The sequence below is a fragment of the Gordonibacter pamelaeae 7-10-1-b genome (genome assembly GCF_000210055.1).
Lineage (GTDB): Bacteria > Actinomycetota > Coriobacteriia > Coriobacteriales > Eggerthellaceae > Gordonibacter > Gordonibacter pamelaeae.
The window spans coordinates 3,187,910-3,189,756 of sequence record NC_021021.1; the positions used below are offsets into that span (position 1 = coordinate 3,187,910).

2 protein-coding genes are annotated in these 1,847 nt (G+C 68.3%); both read left to right on the top strand.

Annotated features, from left to right (window positions below):
• Positions 1–958: FecCD family ABC transporter permease (locus tag GPA_RS14635; protein ID WP_041239723.1), on the top strand; the 958-nt coding region annotated here is incomplete at its 5' end.
• Entirely contained in the window at positions 955–1,737 is a 783-nt protein-coding gene (locus GPA_RS14640; RefSeq protein WP_015540357.1) for an ABC transporter ATP-binding protein, read from the top strand. The genes GPA_RS14635 and GPA_RS14640, both read left to right, overlap by 4 nt.
• The last annotated feature ends 110 nt before the right edge of the window (positions 1,738–1,847 follow it).

Consider the following 1,847-nt stretch of genomic DNA (forward strand, 5'->3'; position numbering starts at 1 on the left):
GGTGGTCGCGACGCTCGCCTCGCTCATGCTCGGCCGCTTCCCCATCACGCCGGCCGAGGCCGGGGGCATGCTGGCGAGCCAGGTAGTGCCCATCGAGCCGTTCTGGACCTCCCAGCAGGAGACGCTGTTCTTCCAGGTGCGCCTGCCGCGCATCGTGCTCGCCCTGCTCGTGGGCTGCTCGCTCGCGGCCGCCGGCGCGGCGTTCCAGGGCACGTTCCAGAACCCGCTCGTCTCGCCCGACATCCTGGGCGCCTCGCAGGGCGCGGCGTTCGGCGCGGCCGTGGCCATCCTCCTGGGGCTCGGGGCCTTCGGCATCTCCGCATTCGCGTTCGCGGCGGCCATCGTCACCGTGCTGCTGGTGCTCTTGGTAAGCAGCCGCGCCAAGGGCAACCACATGATGGTGGTGGTGCTGGCCGGCGTGATGATGAGCTCGCTTTTGCAGGCGGCCGTGTCCTACACCAAGCTCATCGCCGATCCCACCGACCAGCTGGCGGCCATCACCTACTGGCTCATGGGCAGCCTCACCGGAGCGAAGCCCGCCGACCTGGCCATGGCGGCCGCGCCCATGGCAGCCGGCCTCCTGGCCCTGTTCGCCCTCCGGTGGCGCATCAACATCCTCACCATGGGCGATGACGAGGCCTCCACCATGGGCGTGAACGCCCAGCGCGTGCGCATCGTGGTCATCTTCGCCGCCACCCTCGTGACGGCGGCCAGCGTGGCCGTCACGGGCATGATCGGCTGGGTGGGCCTCGTCATCCCCCATTTCGCCCGCATGGTCATCGGCTGCGACTACCGCAAGCTCCTGCCGGCCAGCATGCTCATGGGCGCCAGCTTCCTGCTCATCGTGGACGATGTGGCGCGCCTCGCCACCACCTCCGAGATACCCATCGGCATCCTCACGGCCTTCGTCGGCGCGCCGTTCTTCCTGTACCTCATCACGAGGAAGAAGCAGCTATGAGCATCGACGTCGAGCACTTGAGCTTCTCGTGCGGGCGCCGCGAGGTGCTGCACGACCTGACGTTCTCCATCCCCGACAACACGCTGGTGAACGTGCTGGGTCCGAACGGCGTGGGCAAGTCCACCCTGTTCCGCTGCATCCTGTGCCTGAACAGGAACTGGGAGGGCGGCATCACGGTGAACGGCAAGGACCTGCGCGCCCTGTCCATCCGCGACCGCGCCTCCGAGATAGCCTACATCCCCCAGTCGCACGCCCCCGTGTACAACTACGAGGTGCTCGACGTGGTGCTCATGAGCGCCGGCGGCCGCGTGGGCCTGTTCGGCACGCCGAAGCGCGGCCAGGTGGACCAGGCGTGGAACGCGCTCGAGCGCATCGGCATCGCGCACCTGGGCCACCGCCCCTACACGCAGATCTCCGGCGGCGAGCAGCAGCTCGTGCTCATCGCGCGCGCCATCGCGCAGAACGCGCGCACCATCATCATGGACGAGCCCACGAGCGCGCTCGACTACGGCAACACCGTGCGGGTGCTGTCGTGCGTGCGGCAGCTGGCCCGCGAGGGCCTGAGCATCGTGCAGTCCACGCACCAGCCCGACCAGGCGTTCCTCTACGCCGACCAGACCCTCGTCATCCACGAGGGCCGCGTCTTCGCGCACGGCGACCCGAAGGACGTCATCACGCGCGAGCTGGTGAGCACCATCTACGGCGTGGACGTGGAGGTCAACTCCCTTTACGGCGACAAGGTGCGCGTCTGCGTGCCCGTACGCGAGATACGGCGATAGGTTCCAGGAAAAGGGAACGGAAGGAAAGGAAGGAACATGGAAGGAACGAGGACTTTGAAACGCACGCGCCTCGTGCGGCTGCTGGCCGCCTGCGCGCTCTGCCTGGGGCT